The organism is Rhizobium lentis (genome assembly GCF_017352135.1).
In the GTDB taxonomy this organism is placed as follows: Bacteria; Pseudomonadota; Alphaproteobacteria; order Rhizobiales; family Rhizobiaceae; genus Rhizobium; species Rhizobium lentis.
In genome coordinates this window covers 316,911-335,509 of record NZ_CP071454.1, presented here as the reverse complement: position 1 = coordinate 335,509, position 18,599 = coordinate 316,911, and the positions used below count along the sequence as shown (strand labels likewise).

The 18,599-nt window shown below is 61.9% G+C and carries 16 protein-coding genes; 11 read left to right on the top strand and 5 right to left on the bottom strand.

Annotation, left to right across the window (positions count from 1 at the left end; all coding sequences use genetic code 11):
• The first annotated feature begins 56 nt into the window (after positions 1-56).
• From ftsZ to ligA, 6 genes are all read left to right on the top strand, one after another.
• Positions 57-1,775, top strand: a complete 1,719-nt coding sequence (ftsZ, locus tag J0663_RS01715) for a cell division protein FtsZ (RefSeq protein ID WP_207242762.1) — start codon at positions 57-59, stop codon at positions 1,773-1,775.
• A 261-nt stretch (positions 1,776-2,036) separates the two neighbouring features.
• On the top strand, positions 2,037-2,993 hold the full coding sequence (gene lpxC / locus J0663_RS01710) for a UDP-3-O-acyl-N-acetylglucosamine deacetylase (RefSeq protein ID WP_207242761.1): 957 nt from the start codon (positions 2,037-2,039) through the stop codon (positions 2,991-2,993).
• A 268-nt stretch (positions 2,994-3,261) separates the two neighbouring features.
• Entirely contained in the window at positions 3,262-4,131 is an 870-nt protein-coding gene (locus J0663_RS01705; protein ID WP_174824440.1) for an outer membrane protein assembly factor BamD, read from the top strand.
• A 5-nt stretch (positions 4,132-4,136) separates the two neighbouring features.
• Complete coding sequence (recN, locus tag J0663_RS01700) at positions 4,137-5,810, top strand: DNA repair protein RecN (RefSeq protein ID WP_207242760.1); 1,674 nt, start codon at positions 4,137-4,139, stop codon at positions 5,808-5,810.
• A 92-nt stretch (positions 5,811-5,902) separates the two neighbouring features.
• Positions 5,903-6,439: a DUF6886 family protein gene (locus tag J0663_RS01695; protein WP_207242759.1), complete on the top strand. Its 537-nt coding sequence runs from the start codon at positions 5,903-5,905 to the stop codon at positions 6,437-6,439.
• Positions 6,440-6,541: 102 nt separating this feature from the next.
• Positions 6,542-8,698: an NAD-dependent DNA ligase LigA gene (ligA, locus tag J0663_RS01690; RefSeq protein ID WP_207242758.1), complete on the top strand. Its 2,157-nt coding sequence runs from the start codon at positions 6,542-6,544 to the stop codon at positions 8,696-8,698.
• Positions 8,699-8,873: 175 nt separating this feature from the next.
• On the opposite strand, the gene J0663_RS01685 is transcribed toward ligA, so the two are convergent.
• Entirely contained in the window at positions 8,874-9,410 is a 537-nt protein-coding gene (locus J0663_RS01685; protein ID WP_207242757.1) for a GNAT family N-acetyltransferase, read from the bottom strand.
• A 270-nt stretch (positions 9,411-9,680) separates the two neighbouring features.
• Here J0663_RS01685 and J0663_RS01680 point away from each other — a divergent pair, with 270 nt between their 5' ends.
• Together J0663_RS01680 and J0663_RS01675 are read left to right on the top strand one after the other, a co-directional pair.
• A complete protein-coding gene (locus J0663_RS01680) occupies positions 9,681-10,271 on the top strand; it encodes a 3'-5' exonuclease (protein ID WP_207242756.1) in 591 nt (196 codons plus the stop codon).
• A gap of 78 nt (positions 10,272-10,349) precedes the next feature.
• A complete protein-coding gene (locus J0663_RS01675; RefSeq protein ID WP_207242755.1) occupies positions 10,350-10,841 on the top strand; it encodes a CreA family protein in 492 nt (163 codons plus the stop codon).
• Positions 10,842-11,096: 255 nt separating this feature from the next.
• Here the strand turns inward: J0663_RS01675 and J0663_RS01670 are convergent, their stop codons facing one another.
• Positions 11,097-11,564 carry a chemotaxis protein CheW gene (locus J0663_RS01670; protein WP_011426076.1) on the bottom strand — a complete coding sequence of 156 codons (468 nt, stop codon included), beginning with the start codon at positions 11,562-11,564 and terminating at the stop codon, positions 11,097-11,099.
• A gap of 2 nt (positions 11,565-11,566) precedes the next feature.
• Positions 11,567-13,531 carry a methyl-accepting chemotaxis protein gene (locus tag J0663_RS01665; protein ID WP_207242754.1) on the bottom strand — a complete coding sequence of 655 codons (1,965 nt, stop codon included), beginning with the start codon at positions 13,529-13,531 and terminating at the stop codon, positions 11,567-11,569.
• A gap of 495 nt (positions 13,532-14,026) precedes the next feature.
• Here J0663_RS01665 and J0663_RS01660 point away from each other — a divergent pair, with 495 nt between their 5' ends.
• Positions 14,027-14,629, top strand: a complete 603-nt coding sequence (locus J0663_RS01660; RefSeq protein WP_207244398.1) for an SCO family protein — start codon at positions 14,027-14,029, stop codon at positions 14,627-14,629.
• Between the two features lie 53 nt (positions 14,630-14,682).
• On the top strand, positions 14,683-15,561 hold the full coding sequence (locus tag J0663_RS01655) for a 50S ribosomal protein L11 methyltransferase (protein ID WP_207242753.1): 879 nt from the start codon (positions 14,683-14,685) through the stop codon (positions 15,559-15,561).
• A gap of 406 nt (positions 15,562-15,967) precedes the next feature.
• Here J0663_RS01655 and J0663_RS01650 read toward each other — a convergent pair whose 3' ends face one another.
• Entirely contained in the window at positions 15,968-16,141 is a 174-nt protein-coding gene (locus tag J0663_RS01650) for a hypothetical protein (RefSeq protein WP_207242752.1), read from the bottom strand.
• 276 nt (positions 16,142-16,417) lie between these two features.
• On the opposite strand from J0663_RS01650, the gene J0663_RS01645 reads away from it, so the two are divergent.
• Positions 16,418-18,253: an aminopeptidase P family protein gene (locus J0663_RS01645; RefSeq protein WP_207242751.1), complete on the top strand. Its 1,836-nt coding sequence runs from the start codon at positions 16,418-16,420 to the stop codon at positions 18,251-18,253.
• 36 nt (positions 18,254-18,289) lie between these two features.
• Here J0663_RS01645 and J0663_RS01640 read toward each other — a convergent pair whose 3' ends face one another.
• Entirely contained in the window at positions 18,290-18,598 is a 309-nt protein-coding gene (locus tag J0663_RS01640; protein ID WP_207242750.1) for an AzlD family protein, read from the bottom strand.
• Position 18,599: the final 1 nt, after the last annotated feature.

Below are 18,599 nucleotides of genomic sequence, written 5' to 3'. Positions count from 1 at the left end.
AATTCGAGTAATTGGCCGGCGTGGCGATGCGGCCAGAGAGAGAAGGAACAGGTACCATGACCATCAAGCTGCAAAAGCCTGACATCACAGAGCTGAAGCCGCGCATCACCGTGTTCGGCGTCGGTGGCGGTGGCGGCAACGCCGTCAACAACATGATCACCGCCGGCCTGCAGGGCGTCGACTTCGTCGTCGCCAACACCGATGCGCAGGCGCTGACCATGACGAAGGCCGAGCGCATCATTCAGCTCGGCGTCAACGTCACCGAAGGCCTCGGTGCCGGTTCGCAGCCGGAAGTCGGTCGTGCGGCCGCAGAAGAATGCATCGACGAGATCGTCGATCACCTGAATGGCACGCATATGTGCTTCGTCACTGCCGGCATGGGCGGCGGCACCGGCACGGGCGCTGCTCCGGTCGTCGCACAGGCGGCCCGCAACAAGGGCATCCTGACGGTCGGCGTCGTCACCAAGCCCTTCCATTTCGAAGGCGGACGCCGCATGCGCCTGGCCGAGATGGGCATCCAGGAACTGCAGAAGTCTGTCGACACGCTGATCGTCATTCCGAATCAGAACCTCTTCCGCATTGCCAACGACAAGACAACCTTCGCCGACGCTTTCGCCATGGCCGACCAGGTTCTCTATTCGGGCGTTGCCTGCATCACAGACCTGATGGTGAAGGAAGGCCTCATCAACCTCGACTTCGCCGACGTCCGCTCGGTGATGCGCGAAATGGGCCGCGCGATGATGGGTACCGGCGAAGCCTCCGGCTCCGGCCGCGCGCTGCAGGCGGCCGAGGCTGCCATCGCTAACCCGCTGCTCGACGAAACCTCGATGAAGGGCGCTCAAGGACTGCTGATCTCCATCACCGGCGGTCGTGACCTTACGCTCTTCGAAGTCGATGAAGCCGCGACCCGCATCCGCGAAGAAGTCGATCCCGACGCCAACATCATCCTCGGCGCCACCTTCGACGAATCGCTGGAAGGCATCATCCGCGTCTCGGTCGTCGCCACCGGCATCGATCGGGCGATCAGTGAAGCCGCCGAGCGCACCTTCCAGCCGGCCGCAAAGCCCGCTATCCGTCCTTCCGCGGCTGTTGCTCCGGCAGCGGCCGCAGTTCAGCCTGCCCCGGTGATGCAGGCACCAAAGGCCCTCGATCCGATCGCGCAGACCATCCGTGCAGCCGAGATGGAACGCGAGCTCGAAATTCCGGCCCCGCGTGCCGCCGCACCGCTCCAGCAGCCGGTTGTCCAACAGGAAGCCTTCCGTCCGCAGAGCAAGATCTTCGCGGCTGCACCGGAAACTCCGGTCATCCGTCAGGCACCGGTGCAGCAGCCGGCTCCCGCGCCCATCATGAGCCAGCCTGTCCAGCAGCAGCCCATCCAGCAGCAGGCGGTCCGGCAAGAGCCGATCATCCGCCAGGCGCCCGAACCGATGCGCATGCCGAAGGTCGAGGATTTCCCGCCGGTCGTCCAGGCCGAGCTCGACCACCGCGCGCAGCCGGCTTCCGCGCATGGCCAGGAAGAGCGCGGCCCAATGGGCTTGCTCAAGCGAATCACCAATTCGCTTGGCCGCCGCGAGGATGACGCCGTTGCCGCCGACATGACCGCCGCACCACCGGCCGCTTCGCAGCAGCGCCGTCCGCTGTCGCCGGAGGCAAGCCTCTATGCGCCGCGTCGCGGCAACCTCGACGATCAGGGCCGTGCGGTTCCGCAGGCCCGCATGATGCAGGAAGACGACCAGCTTGAAATTCCGGCATTCCTGCGCCGCCAGTCGAACTGAGGCTGCGGTTCGACACCGTTTATGCCCGGGATCCAGGTCCCGGGCATTGGCGTTTTTCGGGCCGGAATTCCTGAGCGATATCAATCGTGTGACTTCGTAACAAAACGAAAGAAACAGTGATTTGGATTGGAGCGCCGGCGCACGTAAGTATGGTGCAAGAATACTGCCCTAGGACCCTTCTGAACAAGGCTCCTTCTGCAGAATGAATGAAAACCGCGCCGTGGGACCAATCGCTGGAGCGGAAAAATAAAGGCAGATTTTATGGCAATTGGCTTGCTGGGTTTTCAAACGACGGTATCGCGTCCCGTGACGCTCTCGGGCATCGGCGTTCATTCGGGCGCGAATGTTTCGATTACGCTGAACCCGGCCGAAGCGGACACCGGCGTCGTTTTCCAGCGCTTGCATGACAATGGCGACATCACCGAGCTGAAGGCCGTCTCTTCGCAGGTCGGCAATACCGATCTCTGCACCGTGCTCGGCTTCTCGCCCATGCATTCGGTCGCGACGATTGAGCATGTCATGGCCGCTATCTATGCGCTCGGGCTCGACAATGTCGTGATCGAAGTGCAGGGCGCCGAAATGCCGATCATGGACGGCAGCTCGCTGCCTTTCGTCGAGGCGATCGAGCAATCCGGTCTCGTCTCGCTCGGCGTCAAGCGTCGCTATATCCGTATCACCAAGCCGGTGCGAATCGAGCATGGCGGCTCCTGGAGCGAATTCCGCCCCTATGATGGCACGCGCTTCGAAGTCGAGATCGATTTCGACTGCCCGCTGATCGGCCGCCAGAAGTGGGCCGGCGACATGAGCGCCGCCGTCTTCAAGACCGAACTTTCGCGCGCCCGCACCTTCGGCTTCATGCGTGATGTCGAGCGTCTCTGGGCGTCGGGCCACGCGCTCGGCTCCTCGCTCGAAAATTCCGTCGTCATCTCGGACGACAATACGGTCATCAACGTCGAAGGCCTGCGTTACGCCAAGGACGAATTCGTCCGCCACAAGACGCTCGATGCCGTCGGCGACCTGTCGCTCGCGGGTGTCCAGTTCATCGGTTGCTACCGGTCCTATCGTGGCGGCCACAAGATGAATGCCAACGCTTTGAAGGCGCTGCTCGCCGATCCCTCGGCCTATGAGGTTGTGGAGACGTCGACGCCGCGCCAGCGTGTCGCCGCTCGTGAAATGATCGCTGTCAGCGCTTCGGAATTCGCTCCCTGGTCGGCATGACCTCCAGCATCTTCTCAAGACCAGGCCGCCTCTTTCCCGGAGGCGGTTTTTTTATGTCGATGCGAGGCTGCGGCGATAGGTGCTTTATCGCAGTTGCTTAGCTGCCACAGGTTGGCGAGAAGAGGAAAAGCCGGTCATTCTGGCGGCTGCTGCCACAAAAATGCGTTAATGCCTTATCATTGCGTTGCTCTCGATGCACATTTGTGGCTAGAAACGCCAGCGAGGCGTGGCTGCCGTGGAGCGAGCGGCGGCAGTGGGGTTCTTTCGAATGGGTTATGCAGGATCTGAAGGTATGATGAAGACAGCGCGCGCTTTGTTCGCATCGCTTCTGGTGCTCAGCGCAGGCGCCGCGATCTCCGGCTGCCAGTCGGATCCCGATATCGACATCACCAAGCTCGGCCTCGAAACTGATCCGCCCGACGTCCTCTACACCCAGGGCCTTGCCAATATGAAGGCCGGCAACATGGCGGAAGCAGCGCGCAAGTTCGACGCTATCGACCGCGAGAACCCATTCTCCGAATGGGCGCGCAAGGCGCTTGTGATGAGCACTTTCGTCAAATATCGCCAGGGCCGCCTCGACGATGCGCTGGCCTCCGGCAACCGTTACATGTCGCAATATCCGAAGTCCCAGGATGCCGCCTATGTGCAGTATCTCATCGGTTTGACCTATTCCAAGCAAATTGTCGATGTGACCCAGGACCAGCGCGCCTCGGCCAAGACGATCGAGGCCATGCAGGCTGTCATCGACAACTACCCGAACTCCGAATATGTCGACGACGCGCAGGCCAAGATCCGCTTCGCCCGCGACCAGCTGGCCGGCAAGGAAATGCAGATCGGCCGCTACTATATGGAGCGGAAGGAATATCTCGCCGCGATCTCCCGCTTCCGCATCGTCGTCGAGAAATATCCGAACACCAACCAGATCGAAGAGGCACTTGCCCGTCTCGTCGAGGCCTATTACGCGATGGGCATCGTCGACGAGGCGCAGACCGCCGCTGCCGTTCTTGGTCACAATTATCCCGACAGCCAGTGGTACGCCGATTCCTACAAGCTGCTGCAGACGGGCGGCGCCGAGCCGCGTGAAAACAAGGGCTCGTGGATCGCTGCGGCAGGCAAGAAACTCCTGCTTGGTTCTTAAGCCCAATGCTGATCCAGCTTTCGATCCGCGATATCGTCCTGATCGAGCGGCTGGATCTTGCCTTCGAGACCGGCCTCTCCGTGCTGACGGGCGAGACCGGAGCGGGCAAATCCATCCTGCTCGACAGTCTGTCGCTGGCGCTCGGCGGGCGCGGTGACGGCGGCCTGGTACGTCATGGTGAAGACAAGGGCCAGGTGACGGCGGTGTTCGACGTCGGCATGGACCATGGCGCCAGGCTGCTCCTGCGCGAGAATGGCATCGACGACGAGGGCGACCTGATCTTCCGCCGTCAGCAATCTGCCGACGGGCGCACCAAGGCCTATGTCAACGACCAGCCGGTCAGTGTCCAACTGATGCGGCAGGCGGGCCAGATGCTGGTCGAGATCCACGGCCAGCACGATGATCGCGCGCTTGTCGACACCAATGCCCACCGCACCCTGCTCGATGCCTTCGCCGGCCTTACCGATGAGGTTGCAGAGGTCTCCCGGCTGTATCGTCTGTGGCGCGACAGCGAACGGACCCTGAAGAAGCACCGCGAGAAGGTGGAAAGTGCGGCGCGCGAGGCCGACTATCTGCGTTCCTCTGTCGAAGAGCTTGAGAAACTCTCGCCGCGGGACGGTGAGGAGGACGAACTCGCTGAAAGCAGGCAGAGGATGATGAAGGCGGAGCGAATCGCCGGCGACATCGCCGAAGCCTCCGAATTCCTGAACGGTAATGCCTCGCCGGTGCCGCATATCGCCTCGCTGGTGCGCCGGCTGGAGCGCAAGAGCCATGAGGCGCCGGGATTGCTCGAAGACACGGTCACGCTGCTCGATGCAGCGCTCGACCAGCTTTCCAACGCGCAGATGGAAGTCGAGGCAGCGCTGCGCAAGACCGAATACGATCCGCGAGAGCTGGAGCGGGTGGAGGAGCGGCTTTTCGCGCTCCGCGCCGCTTCGCGCAAATATTCCGTGCCCGTCACCGAGCTGCCGGCGCTAGCGGTGCGCATGATCGCTGATCTTGCCGATCTCGATGCCGGCGAGGAGCGGCTTGCGCGGCTCGAAGCGGAGGTCGGTCTGGCGCGAGAGAATTACGATTTGGCGGCCCGCTCGCTTTCCGACAAGCGCCATCAAGCCGGCACTGCGCTCGCTGCCGCCGTGATGGCCGAGCTGCCGGCGCTGAAGCTTGAGCGTGCTCGTTTCATGGTCGAGATCACCACGGATGCGCACGAAGCGCTCGCCGAAGGCATCGACGTCGTCGAATTCCACGTTCAGACCAATCCCGGCACGCGCCCAGGCTCGATCATGAAGGTCGCCTCCGGCGGCGAACTGTCGCGTTTCCTGCTGGCGCTGAAGGTGGCGCTCGCCGATCGCGGCTCGGCGCCGACGCTCGTCTTCGATGAAATCGATACTGGTGTCGGCGGCGCGGTGGCCGATGCGATCGGCCAGCGGCTGAAGCGGCTGTCCGAGCGGGTCCAGGTGCTGTCGGTCACGCATGCGCCGCAGGTCGCGGCACGGGCGGCGACGCATCTTCTGATCTCCAAAGGGCCGGCGGCCGAAGGATCCGAAAAGATCGCCACGCGTGTCGCGACGATGGCGCAGAAGGACCGCACCGAGGAAATCGCCCGCATGCTCGCCGGTGCTTCGGTGACGGAAGAGGCGAGGGCAGCGGCGAAGCGGCTGCTTGCCGGCAACGGCTGATTGCAATTGAGCTCTCGGTCAGGCCGACGGCGGTGACGAACGTCTCGCTTTGCGCTAATCCGTAGCATCCCGATCCGCGACGATCCGTTGCCATGCGCCTTTTCCATTTCAGCGATAACCCCGATATTGCTGCGTTCGAGCCGCGCCCTGTTCGCATTCCCTCAATCCGTCGGGCCGGCCAGGAATGGCTGAACGGTCCGCTTGTCTGGGCGATCGATGGCGATCATGACTTCATGTATCTCTTTCCGCGCGATTGCCCGCGCGTCCTGATCTGGGCGACACCCGAGACGCCGGCGGCCGAGCGGCGACGCTGGCTCGGGGATTGCCGGGCCGCTGCCTATGTCGAACGTCATTGGTTGGAAAGGCTCTCGGTGGAGACGATCCATCGCTACGAGCTGCCGGCTGGGGACTTCGAGGATTTGGATGATGCGGGCATGTGGGTGGCCCGCAGACGCGTTGTTCCCATTGCGCGCACCGCCATCTCGCGGTTCGACCGGGAGTTTGCGCCGCGCGGCGTGGACCTCAGGGTGGTCGATAGTCTTCGGCCGTTGAAGAGTCTTTGGGACACCGGCCTGCATGTCAGCGGCATCCGGCTGCGGAATGCGAGCGATTGGGTACAGGATAGGTAGGCCAATCTTCCCGATGCGGCATACGCGGCCTCCCTTTTCATCCGGCAATTTTGCTCTAAAAACAATGCAGATTTCTGGCCAGATTCTCTGGAGTGAGGTTTCATGTCCACCGAAGGTTCCGCTGCCGATATGTTGACGATCGATGAGGCCGCCGCCGAGCTCGAACGGCTGGCAAAGGAGATTGCGCGTCACGACGCGCTCTATCACGGAAAGGACCGGCCAGAGATTTCGGATGCGGATTACGATGCGCTGAAGCGTCGGAACGATGCGCTGGAAGCGCGGTTTCCTGAGCTGATCCGCGAGGACAGCCCGTCGCGGCGTGTCGGTGCTGCGCCTTCCGTCACCTTTTCGCCGGTCGTTCATGCACGGCCGATGCTGTCGCTCGACAACACGTTTTCGCAGGAGGACGTGCAGGATTTCGTCGCCAGCGTCTATCGTTTCCTCGGTCGCCTGCCCGACCAGTCGATCGCCTTTACCGCGGAGCCGAAGATCGACGGCCTCTCGATGTCGATCCGCTACGAGAACGGCAGGCTGACGACGGCTGCCACGCGCGGCGACGGCACGACAGGGGAAAACGTCACCGCCAATATCCGCACCATCGCCGAAATCCCGAACCAACTGCCGAAGGGCGTTCCCGCGATCGTGGAGATCCGCGGCGAGGTCTATATGGCCAAGAGCGACTTCCTGGCGCTGAACCGGCAGATGGAAGCGGAGGGCAAGCAGACCTATGTCAATCCGCGCAACACGGCTGCCGGATCGCTGCGCCAGCTCGATGCCAAGGTAACGGCGAGCCGCAAGCTGAAATTCTTCGCCTATGCCTGGGGCGAGATGTCGGAAATGCCTGCCGATACGCAATTCGGCATGGTGCAGACATTCAAGGATTGGGGATTTCCGGTCAATCCGCTGATGAAGCGGCTGAACTCGGTCGCCGATATCCTGGCGCATTACGACGAAATCGGCCTCGGGCGCCCGGATCTCGATTACGACATCGACGGTGTCGTCTACAAGGTCGACAGTCTGGAACTGCAACAACGCCTCGGTTTCCGCTCGCGTAGCCCACGCTGGGCGACTGCGCATAAATTCCCGGCCGAGCAGGCGTTCACCGAGGTCGAAAAGATCGAGATCCAGGTCGGCCGCACGGGGGCGCTCACTCCTGTGGCCCGGCTGAAGCCGATCACGGTCGGCGGTGTGGTCGTGACCAACGCGACGCTGCACAACGAGGATTACATCAAAGGCATCGGCAATAGCGGCGAGCGCATCCGCCCGGAGGAGCACGATATTCGTGAGGGCGACACCGTGATTGTCCAGCGCGCTGGCGACGTCATTCCGCAGATCCTCGACGTGGTGATGGAAAAGCGGCTGGTCGAGGCGAAGCCCTATGAGTTCCCGAAGACATGTCCGGTCTGCGGTTCGCATGCCGTGCGCGAAGTGAACGAGAAGACCGGCAAGATAGATTCGGTGCGCCGCTGCACCGGCGGCTTCATCTGCCGGGCGCAGGCGACCGAGCATCTGAAGCATTTCGTTTCGCGCAACGCCTTCGATATCGAAGGACTCGGTTCCAAACAGATCGACTTCTTCTTCGAAAACGAAGACCCGTCGCTGCAGATCCGCACGGCGCCGGAGATCTTCACGCTGGAGAAGCGCCAGCAGCAATCGCTGACCAAACTGGAGAATATCGACGGCTTTGGCAAGGTCAGTGTCGGCAAGCTCTATGCGGCAATCAATGAGCGCCGCAGCATTGCGCTCCATCGCTTCATCTATGCGCTCGGCATCCGCCACGTCGGCGAGACCACGGCGAAGCTCTTGGCGCGCTCCTACGGCACCTACGAAGCCTTTGCGACCGCGATGAAGGAGGCCGCACCGCTTTCCGGCGATGCCTGGAGCGATCTCAACGCCATCGAAGGCATCGGCGAGGTCGTGGCGCGTGCCATGGTCGAGTTCTACAAGGAGCCGCGCAATATCGAGGTGATTGGCCGCCTGCTTGAAGAAGTGACGCCCGTTGACGCCGAACAGCCGGTGACCACAGGCAGTCCGGTTGCCGGCAAGACCGTGGTCTTCACCGGCTCGCTCGAAAAATTCACCCGCGACGAGGCGAAGGCAAGGGCCGAAAGCCTTGGCGCCAAGGTGGCGGGATCGGTCTCGAAGAAGACCGACATCGTTGTCGCCGGTCCCGGCGCCGGCTCGAAGCTCGACAAGGCCCGTGAGCTCGGCGTCCAGACGATGGACGAGGACGAGTGGCTGGCGCTGATCGGCGGGTGATCCAAGGCAGGTCCGGAACTTCGCGGTTTACTCGGCGTCATCCTCGGCCTTGTGCAGCCTTGTGCCGAGGATCTGCTACCGTTGCAGATGCTCGGGACAAGCCCGAGCATGACGGAAGAGTAGTTTACAACCTCTCCAGATGATCCAAGGCGGGTGTTAAACCGGCGTTTTTGTTTCAGCTTCTCAACCGCGCCATCGTATAGGCGTCGACATATTGGCCGGCGCGGAAGGCGAAGGCGCGCAGAAGCCCTTCCTTTTCGAAACCGAATTTTTCGTAGAGGGCGATCGCCGGCTCATTGTCCGTGTAGACGGTCAGTTCGAGCCGCTTGATGTCGAGCCAGTCGTCGGCGGCGTCGACCATCGCGCCAAGCAAGATGCGGCCGAAACCGCGGCCTGTGAAATCGTCATGCACGCCCATGCCGATGCTGGCGACATGCTGCCGGCGGCCGCCGAGGCGGTTGAGACCGCAGTTGCCGACGATCCTGCCGTCCAGGGTGACCACGAGGTCGAGCGCGCCCGGCGAAGGATTTTCCATGTGCTTGCGGACCTCTTCGACCCGCTGGTAAGGCGGCCGTAGCGTGCCGGCGCGATAACCAGGCAAATTGATGAGATCGGTAATCTCCTCGGCATCGGAAAGGCGTCTGGCGCGCACGACGACGCCGTCCGGCAGGCGCGGTCGGTCGCGGGGTTCATTCTGTTCGTTGTCTGACATTGAATGCTCTCCTTGGAGTTCAGGAGGAGAGCCGGATTTCGAAAAACCCTGCTCGCCTCGGCAGGGTCTTCGGGAAGATTGGATGGCTAGTGACGCACCATCGCTCCCGCGAACCCTGGAAGGGTCGTGGCGATATGATGGGTGGTTGATGTCACAGAGTTGATCATGCGCAAAAGTTTCCCCATTTGCGTGCAGATGTCAACAGGCCGGAATTTGCCTTCGCCTGCGGCTGAGATTATTCCGGTAGGGCAGACGATTCGGATTTTGCCCTTGAAGACCATCGCCATCGATTTCGAGACCGCCAACGAGCAGCGCGGCAGCGCCTGTTCCGTCGGCCTTGCCTGGATCGAGGAGGGCAGGGTGACACGAGTCGAGGAGCGGTTGATCCGACCCAGGGACATGCGCTTTTCCGGCATGAACATTGCCATCCACGGCATCCGGCCGGAGCATGTCGAGGACGCGCCTGAATTTCCCGAGGTGATGGACGAGTTCTATGATGATTTTCGCGGCGCGACGATGATCGCCCACAATGCCGCCTTCGATTTCAGCGTCTGGCGGGCGAGCCTCGATCTCTACCGGCAATCCTATCCTGAACTGACCTATCTCTGCAGCCTGAAGATGGCTCAGCGCATCTGGCCGCATTTCCTCTCGCACCGGCTGAACCTGATCGCGGAACATCTCGGCCTGCGTTTCATGCACCATAATGCCGCCGAGGATGCGGTGGTCTGCGCATCGGCGGCGATCGAGATGGCGAAGGCGGTCAAGGCGAAAGCCGTGGAGGCAGTCCCGGCACTGATCGGCATGACGCCGGGGCGGCTGACGGCGAAGGGCTATGCGCCCTGCACCTGCCGAAAAGCATGAGCGCTGTGTCGCAGCGGCGATTTCTTGCAAAGGCCGGGTGCATGCTTATCTAGAATGCGGATCATCCAGGGAGCCGCCATGTCCAAGCTGAGCACGTTTTTTCTCGCCGCATTTTCCTTCGCCGCTGTTTCAGCGGGCGCAGCCTCGGCCGAGGTCGTCGGCAAGGTCGGGGTCGACTGGATCGGCAACGATATCATGGTCGAGGCGGTTTCCGATCCCGAGGTCAAGGGCGTCACCTGCCACGTCACCTATTTCGACCGCAGCCTGATCGATCGTCTCAAGAACGGCAACTGGTTCGAAGATCCCTCCAACAATTCCATCGCCTGCCGCCAGACCGGACCGATTGAGATCGGCAACATCGACCTATCCAAGGACGGCAGCGAAGTGTTCCGCCAGGGCATGTCGCTGATCTGGAAGACGCTTGTTGTCAACCGCATCTACGACAAGACCAACGACACGCTGATCTATCTCGCCCATTCGCGCCAACTGACCGATGGCTCGGCGAAGATGTCGATCTCGACCATTCCGCTTTATGGGCAGAATGTGACATGGAAGAACGGGAAGCCGTAGGGGCTGGAGATCCTTTCTTCTGATGTGCCGCTGGCCCCCTCATCCGACCCTTCGGGCCACCTTCTCCCCGCTGGGGAGAAGGTGGATCTGCCGTACCGTCTCCGCATACTGTCGAGGCTTCGTTTGTCACGTCCCCTCTACCCTCTGGGGAGAGGGTTAGGGTGAGGGGGCTGCACACAAAGTCAGCTAACTCTCCAGACCGAAACGGAGAAGGCCCGGACGAACCGGGCCTTCGAATTCCATATTCAGATAAAATCAAGCAGCCTGATTCAGCTCGTCGGCAATGACCGTATCGAGGTTCAGGAAGCAGACCATGGTCTTTTCCAGCGCGACGATGCCGCGGCAGAAGGCGCGCTGGGCTTCCGGGATGATTTCCGGCGGCGGCTGCAGGTCTTCGCTCTTGATGGTCATCATGTCGGAAACCTGCTCGACCAGCAGGCCGACCAGCTTGCCGGCGATGTCGGTGACGATGATCGCCGAGCGCTCGGAAGGTTCGGTCATCTTCATGCCGAGGCGGCAGGCCATGTCGATGACCGGGATGACCGCGCCGCGCAGGTTGATGAGACCGAGAACGTAGGGCGGAGTATGCGGCATCGGCGTCACCGGCGCCCAGCCGCGGATTTCGCGGATGGCCATGATATCGATGCAGAATTCCTGGTCGCCCAGATGGAACGAAACGATTTCGAGATAGGCGCCCGACTGTTTGATGGCACTGTTGTTCATGGTCAGAATTCTTCCCAGTTATCCCCGGCAGGAGAGGCGATGGCTTTGGCGGCAGAGCCGCCGTTGAATGCGCCCGCGACTTTGCCGATCAGGCTGCGTGCGGGAGAAGGTCTCGAATGCGAGGCGGCGGTTGCCTCTCGCGGCGTTTGCCGGGCGCTCATGCCCTCGCCGATCTTGAATTGCCTGACCAGTTGCGTCAGGTTTTCCGCGTCGATGGCGAGCGTATGACTTGCGGCATTCGTCTCTTCCACCATGGCCGCGTTCTTCTGCGTGACCTGATCCATCTGGCTGATGGATGTGTTGATTTCGTTCAATCCGACCGATTGTTCGCGCGCAGAGGTTACAATTGATTTAACATGTTCGTCGATGCGCAGAACATCTTCGCCGATCTGGCGAAGCGCTTCACCGGCGGCCGTCACCAGTTCGCCGCCGGTCTTCACCTCGTCGCCGGATTTGCCGATCAAGGCCTTGATATCCTTGGCGGCGCCTGCAGCACGGCCGGCGAGTTCGCGCACTTCCTGGGCAACGACGGCAAAACCCTTGCCGGCCTCGCCGGCACGCGCGGCTTCGACGCCGGCGTTGAGCGCGAGCAGGTTCGTCTGAAAGGCGATCTCGTCGATGACGTTGATGATCTTGCCGATCTCGCGCGAGGCGCCTTCGATTCGCTGCATGGCGGCCATCGCATCGCCGACGACGATGTCGGACTTTGCGGTATTCTCACGGGTGTGGGAGACCATGTGGCCGACTTCCTCGGCGCGGCTGGTGGCGTTGCGGACAGTGGCGGTGATCTGATCGAGTGCGGCCGACGTCTCTTCCAGCGAGGCGGCCTGCTGCTCGGTGCGTTTGGCGAGATCGTCGGCCGCAGCGCGCATCTGACGGCTGTTGGCCTCGATCGAGCTGCTGTTGATGGCAATGTCGCTCATCGCCTTGCGCAGCGTCGCGGTCGTCTGGTTAAAGTCCAGACGCAGGCGTTCCAGCTCTTCGCGGAATGGCTGGTCGATCGTCACGGTCACGTCGCCCGCCGACAGCCGGGTGAGGCCGGCGCCGAGAGCGGTGACGGCGGCGTTGAGCGCCTCGGCGTCGGCGAGCTTGGCGGCTTCGCGTTCGCGATGCTCGGCGTCGCTGCGTTGCCTGTCGCTCTGGCTCCGCGCCTCGAGGTCACGCTTCTCGATTGCGGCAAGGCGGAAGGCGTCGGCGGCGCGAGCCATTTCGCCGATCTCGTCGCCGCGGGTTTTTTCCGCAACGGCGCTGGCAAGATCGCCGTTCATGATGCGCCGCATGCTTTCGCTGACCGCTGCGATGCCGCGGCGGATCGATCCGCCATGGACATATTGCAGGACGGCCATGGTGAGGATGGCGAGGATGCCGAGCCCGATCTGCAGGTGGAGGGCTCGCTGCGATGTTTCATTCGCAGCCTGGACGTGCTGATGGGCAAAGGCGGTGCCGTCGGCGGCAAGCTTGTTAAGTGTATTGCTCAGTTCTTCGCCGGCGCCGTCGATCGTATCATCGATCTTGTCGAATTCGGCATCGGGCGCTCCCTGCTGAACCAGTGCGACGAGATCGACCTCGATCGCCTTGCGCATTTCGGCGACATCGGTGTCGTAGTTCTTCAACAGGTCGGCATCGTTCATCTCGCCGGCATGCAGACGTATGTCTTTCGAGCCATTGGATAGTGTGGCCAGAGAATCGGCCATCAGCTTGATGCGCGCCGGTTGTACCGTCTTGTCATCCTTGTCGACGATGGTGTCCATCGCGGCTAGCACCAGGGTCAGGTTCGCAAGCCGCATGTCGTTGATGCGGTCGACGCTCGCCTGGATCTCGCTGGCGCGGCGCAGGCCGGCGTCGATACGGGCGTTTTCGTACCAGCCGACGCCGAGCATCGTCCCGAAGCCGAAAAGAGCGGCACCGCCGAGCGTCCAGAGCCGCTGGCTGACCGACAGGCTCTTGCGCACTGCTGAATTCGTCATGAAAAGACCCCTCCACAAACCGCTTGGGTTTATGTTTTCCTACCCTCATGCGGACGTCCGGGGTTTTCGCCACACGGCAGACTTCATGTCAGAACGGCTCTATCGGGCCGCACGCACTGCGAAATATAGATATGACGGCTTAAGTCTTTCCTAACGATACCATCTTGAGATTGTCTGTCCTGCTGCGATCCAAGCCATTCCAAATGCAGGCAATTTTTGAAATTTTCTCATTTTAGTGGGACGGCTTTTCGACAGTTGCCGCGCTGTCCGGTGAGACAATAAATCACGGGTCAGAAAACATATTCTTGAATTGCGTGTATACGGCCGAGACTATAATCACGCGGAACGCGTAAGCGCGTAGCGATCTTTCAGATTCGCTCCTCGCGCTTTAGCTCTTTGTTTTTACGCATGTCGTTATCGCAAAACCGCTGCGCGCTTTTGCGCGACATGCTCGGGGGTGGGCGGCGCATATCCGCCGGATCGAGGTTCATGCCAATGAAGACATTCCGCATCGTCATCTGGGTCGCTGTGTTGATAGTTGCCGCGTTTCTCGGCGGGTTCACGTATTATCTCAACAAAACGGGAAACGTGGTGGCCGAGGCTCCGTTCGGCGTGCCCTTTACCCTGGTCTCCCAGAGCGGTCAGCCGATCACCGAGCAGGCGCTGCGCGGCAAGCCTACGGCGCTGTTTTTCGGCTTCACCCATTGCCCCGAGGTTTGCCCGACGACGCTCTTCGAGCTGGACGGCTGGATGCAGAAGGTCGACCCCGACGGCACCAAGCTGCAGGCCTATTTCGTCACCGTCGATCCCGAGCGCGACACGCCCGAGATCATGAACCAGTATGTTTCCAACGTGTCCAAGCGTATTACCGGCATCTCGGGCTCTCCCGACAAGATCGCCGAGGTCATCAAGGGTTATCGTGTCTACGCCAAGAAGGTCCCGGTCGACGAGAAGGATCCGAACGGTGATTACACGATGGATCACACCGCCTCCGTTTTCCTGCTCGATTCGGCCGGGCGCTTTTCCGGAACGATCGCCTATGGTGAAAACCCGGACACGGCGATAAAGAAGCTGGAGAATCTCGCCAGCAAGGGGTGATAGGGCGCTTGCCCGACCGTGGCGGGTAACGGAAACGGGAAAGACCGCATATTGTGAGTGAAATCCGCCTTTACGTGTCGACGACCGAAAACGAGGCCGAACAAATCCTCGACCTCTTCACCGAAGTCTTCGGCGAAGAAGACTTTGCCATCGGCACCACCGAGATCGATGAGAAGAAGGATATCTGGGAAGCTTCGGTCTATATGATGGCCGAGGAGGAGGCGGATGTGCGCTCCCGAGTCGAGGCGGCGCTGAAGACCACGTTTCCCGATGCCCGGCTGCAGCGGGAGGTCATTCCTGATGTCGACTGGGTGGTGAAATCGCTGGAGGGATTGAAGCCCGTCAGAGCAGGGCGCTTTCTGGTGCATGGTTCGCATGACCGCGACAAGGTCCGCTCCGGCGACATCGCCATCGAGATCGATGCCGGCCAGGCCTTCGGCACCGGCCATCACGGCACGACGGCCGGCTGCCTTGAAGTGATCGACGCCGTGGTGCGCTCGCGCCCGGTCCGCAACGCGCTCGATCTCGGCACCGGCAGCGGCGTGCTGGCGATAGCGGTGCGCAAGCTCAAGAACATACCGGTTTTGGCGACCGACATCGATCCGATCGCAACGCGGGTCGCGGCTGAGAACGTGCGCCGCAATGGCACCGCGTCGGGTATCGTCACCCGGACCGCGCCGGGTTTTCATTCGACGGCCTTTTCCGAGCACGGCCCCTTCGATCTCATCATCGCCAATATTCTCGCCCGACCGCTGATCAAGATGGCGCCGCAGCTCGCCACGCATCTTGCACCCGGCGGCTCGGTAATTCTCTCGGGGATATTGGCTGCGCAGCGATGGAAAGTGATTGCCGCCTATAGCGGCGCGAGGCTTCGCCACGTCAGGACGATCTGGCGGAATGGCTGGGTGACAATCCATTTCGATCGGCCTTGACGAGGCTTCCTTTTCTCCCCAGCGGGGAGAAGATGCCCGAAGGGCAGATGAGGGGGTGAGCGGCGAGCTGCGAATGCGCTGAGCGTAAGCGAAGGGCAATGAATGGTATGCCGTGCGGCCCCCTCATCGCCTCGCTGTCGCTCCGGCACCGACCGGGGTTGAGCCACGGGTCTCAACCCGTCCTTCGGACCCCCGCTGGGAGAAGAGACTCGCCGCGACCTTGGTCATACACAGCATAGCGCTTCTCATGCTTCCCAAGACAAAAGAAAAGGCGGCGCCGATGGCACCGCCTTGGACCGGTCTATCCGGTCGATGCCCGCGAGCTCAAGGGGAGGAGCGCTCGAGCGGGCTCTACTGCATTCCAATAGGCCTGTCCGGGAGGGAGGAGACGGACGGGCTTTCAGACTTAGAACGCGTAGCTGGGAGCGCCCTTGTGGCGCGTGGCGCGCTGGCCGGCGCCGAGCAGCCTCAGGCTGTCGTCGTTCTGCGGCCGGCGGGCGCCGATGACGTGACGCACGGTCTGGCGTTCGCCAGCCTGCACCGGGCTGCCATATGCGAAGCGCGAGAGAGAGGCGGTCATTTCAAAAATTCCTTTGTTTGCTGGTCCGTCCGAACCGTTCGATGGCGTCTATATAGCTATTCTGAAACGCGGAGGCAGAGGCTTTTGCTCATGGGAGCCATGCGGCCAATGCATAAAGCGTGCCAAATTAACTTTTGTCGTCACAGTTCTGTCAAAATATTGAGCGGGCTCAATGGTTTCGACTCGTTTGTCGCTTTTTCTCCCCATCGATTGAAATTTCGCTAACATGGCGGCTATCCATTCACCGGATTCGTCTCAACCATTCGGGTTTCCAGCATGTTCCAGTCCTTCGACGTCACCTCCACGCCGCAGTTCGGCAGGGATCGGGTATCGGCGCTGCGCGCCACTTTCGATTCGCTCGGCATCGATGCCTTCCTCGTGCCGCGCGCCGATGAATTCAACGGCGAATATGTTCCTGCTTGTTCCGAGCGGCTGGCATGGCTGACGGGCTTTACCGGTTCGGCCGGTATTGCGCTGATCCTGCGCACGCAGGCGATCGTCTTCGTCGACGGGCGTTATGTGACGAAGCTTGCCGAACAGGTCGACGGTTCGGTCTTCTCCGGCGGCGATCTCGTCAACGCGCCCCCGCATGTCTGGCTTGTCGCAAACGGAGCCAAGGGCCTGCGGCTCGGCATCGATCCCTGGCTGCATTCGGGGGCGGAGGTTCGCCGCCTGGAAAGGGCGCTTTCGGAGATCGGCGGCACGCTGGTCTTCCTGCCGCACAATCCGCTCGACAAGCTCTGGAGCGACCGGCCGGCCGAGCCGCTCGGCGCCGTCACCATCCAGAATGTCGCCCAGGCCGGCGTGCTGGCGAGCGACAAGATCGCGACGATCGCCGCCGATCTTTCGAAGAGGAACCTCGCAGCGGTACTGATCGCCGATCCCTCCTCGGTTGCCTGGACCTTCAACATCCGCGGCGCCGACGTGCCGCACACGCCACATCCGCTGGCGCGCGCCATTATTCATGCCGATGGGCGCGCCGAGCTTTTTCTCGACAAGCGCAAGACCGGCATCGAGGCCGAGGCCTATCTCGGGCAGATTTCGACGCAGCTGCCGCCCTCGGCGCTGGAGGAGAGGCTCACTGCCGTGTCCAGGGATGGCGGCCGCGTGCTGATCGATCCCGACATCGCTTCCTACGCGCTCGCCGAAATCATCCGCAAGGCGGGCGGCGAGGCAGTGGAGGGCGTCGATCCTGCCAAGCTGCCGCGTGCGGTGAAAAACGACGTCGAGATCAACGGCTCGGCCGCCGCCCACCTGCAGGACGGGGCGGCGATGGTGGAATTCCTCTATTGGCTGTCGCAGGAAAAACCCGGCACGGTGAGCGAGATCGCTGCCGCCGAGCGTCTCGAAGCGGTCCGCGCCAGCGTCGGCCAGAGCATGCAGAATCCGCTGAAGGACATTTCCTTCGATACGATTTCGGGTGCGGGCGAACATGCGGCGATCATGCATTACCGCGTGACGACCGAGAGCAACCGGATGATCCGGGCCGGCGAACTCTTCCTGATCGATTCCGGCGCGCAATATATCAACGGCACGACCGACATCACCCGCACCATCGGCATCGGTCCGGTTTCCGAGGAGCATCGCCGCTTCTTCACGCTGGTGCTGAAAGGCATGATAGATATCAGCACGGCGCGTTTCCCGAAGGGCACGCGCGGCTGCGACCTCGATCCGCTGGCGCGCATCGCGCTGTGGCGGGCAGGTGCCGATTTCGCCCATGGCACCGGTCATGGGGTCGGCTCCTATCTGTCGGTGCATGAGGGGCCGCAGCGCATCTCCCGGCTTTCGACGCAGGAGCTGTTGCCCGGCATGATCCTCTCGAACGAGCCGGGCTACTACCGGCCAGGCAGCTTCGGGATCCGTATCGAGAACCTGATCTATGTGCGTGGTGCCGAGGAGGTCGACGGCGGCGACATGGCCATGCTCAGCTTCGAGACGCTGACCTTCTGCCCGATCGACCGCAGCCTCGTCATCCCCGAGCTTCTGACCCATGACGAGCTGCAGTGGTTCAACGACTACCACCGCCGCACGCGCGAGGCGCTGATGCCGCTGATCCACGATCGCGACGTCAGGGCGTGGCTCGAGAACGCGACGTTGCCGCTCGAACATTAGGGAAAAGGCGTCTGCGCATCGGTGTTAAGCCGGTGCTCAGAGCCCGCCGCTATGTCGCCAGATCATCACGACGATCCATGCGGCGACGAGCATCCATGTATGGGTGAAGCGCAGGCCGATGAAGAGGGCGACGATCAGCGCTAGCTTCGATTCCCAACCGCCGATGAAGAAGGCGGGCGCGACGAGCGTCGTCAGCACCGCCGCCGGCACGGCATTCAGCGCTGCCTCCATGCGCGGGGGAATGCTCTTCATCCGGGTGATGAGGATATAGCCGCCGATGCGGGTGGCGAAGGTGGCGAGCGCGGCGGCGAGGATGACGAGCGCCATGTGAAGATCGAATTCCATG